The 1,554-nt window shown below is 61.5% G+C and carries 3 protein-coding genes; all 3 read left to right on the forward strand.

The features are described from left to right. The coding region (gene dapD / locus MVC20_RS07250; RefSeq protein WP_297539868.1) for a 2,3,4,5-tetrahydropyridine-2,6-dicarboxylate N-succinyltransferase at positions 1–769 on the forward strand (769 nt) is incomplete at its 5' end. Positions 770–772: 3 nt separating this feature from the next. Continuing rightward, entirely contained in the window at positions 773–1,093 is a 321-nt protein-coding gene (locus tag MVC20_RS07255) for a hypothetical protein (RefSeq protein WP_297539870.1), read from the forward strand. Further along, positions 1,083–1,554 (forward strand): M20/M25/M40 family metallo-hydrolase (locus MVC20_RS07260; RefSeq protein ID WP_297539872.1); only part of this gene is annotated, 472 nt, incomplete at its 3' end. The genes MVC20_RS07255 and MVC20_RS07260, both read left to right, overlap by 11 nt.

Consider the following 1,554-nt stretch of genomic DNA (forward strand, 5'->3'; position numbering starts at 1 on the left):
CAGCCCTGCCACCAAGGGCGAGGTGCGCGAGGCCATCGAAGATACGCTAACGGCGCTCGACAGCGGCAAGCTGCGGGTCGCCGAGCCGCGTGAGGGTGGCGCATGGCACGTGAACCAATGGGCCAAGAAGGCGGTGCTGCTGTCGTTCCGGCTGAATGATATGGAGATGATCGAGGGCAGCAACGGCAATGCCAGCTGGTGGGACAAGGTGCCGAGCAAGTGGCAGGGCTGGGGCGAGAACCAGTGGCGCGCGGCGGGCTTTCGGGCCGTGCCGGGGTCTATCGTGCGGCGTTCGGCCTATATTGCGCCCGGGGTGGTGCTGATGCCGAGTTTTGTAAATATCGGCGCTTATGTCGGTGAAGGCTCTATGGTGGATGGCTGGGCTACGGTTGGCTCTTGTGCGCAGATCGGCAAGCATGTGCACCTATCGGGCGGCGTGGGCATTGGCGGCGTGCTGGAGCCGATGCAGGCAGGGCCGACGATTATCGAGGATAACTGCTTCATCGGGGCGCGCTCGGAGGTGGTCGAGGGCTGCATTGTGCGGGAAGGCTCGGTGCTGGGCATGGGGGTGTTCATCGGGAAATCCACCAAGATTGTTGACCGTGAAACCGGCGAGGTGATGTATGGCGAAGTGCCGCCTTACTCGGTGGTGGTTGCGGGGTCGATGCCGAGCAAAGGGGGCGTGAACCTTTATGCGGCGATTATTGTGAAGCGGGTGGATGCGCAGACGCGGAGCAAGACCTCGATCAATGATTTGCTGAGGGATTAGGACATGACTGATAAAATTAACGTATATACCCTGACGGTCGAAATTGGCCGGAAAGATGGCGACGGACTGCCCGAAAACGCAACAGGCGCGGCGATGATGTGCTTTTGTGCGGCCAAGGACGAGGCCGAGGCGGTGCGCGAGACCGTGGCGATTTTGAAGCAAGGCGGGCTGGCGCCGCTGGATGTATCGAGCTACGGCACGCTGGAGGAGCGGATTGCGGATGGGCATGATATTAACGACGAGGAACGCGGGATGATGCAGCGGGCGATTGATGAAAACTCTGTTGTGGTGGCGATGACCTCGCCGTTTTTCGATGTCGGTTGATGCGGTCAAGCTGACCGCTGACCTGGTGCGCTGCGCCTCGGTGACGCCCATTGAGGGCGGGGCTTTGGGGCTGCTGGATAAGCTGCTTTCAGCGGCGGGGTTTGTGACCACGCGGGTAGACCGTGGCGCGGTGTGCAACCTGTTTGCCCGCTGGGGCGAGGGCAAGAATGGCCGCACCTTCGGCTTTAACGGCCATACCGATGTGGTGCCGATTGGCAATATTGATGACTGGACGCACAACCCCTTCGGGGCGGAAATCGTCGACGGGTTTATGTATGGCCGTGGCACAACGGATATGAAATCCGGCGTTGCGGCCTTTGCGGCGGCGGCGATTGATTTTGTGCGCGAAACCCCGCCGGATGGCTCTATCGTGCTGGCGATCACCGGCGACGAGGAGGCCGAAGCGGTGGATGGCACCGTGGCCCTGCTAGACTGGATGGACGCTAATGGCGAGCGCATCG

The sequence above is a fragment of the Roseovarius sp. genome (genome assembly GCF_027019125.1).
Classification (GTDB): Bacteria; Pseudomonadota; Alphaproteobacteria; order Rhodobacterales; family Rhodobacteraceae; genus Roseovarius.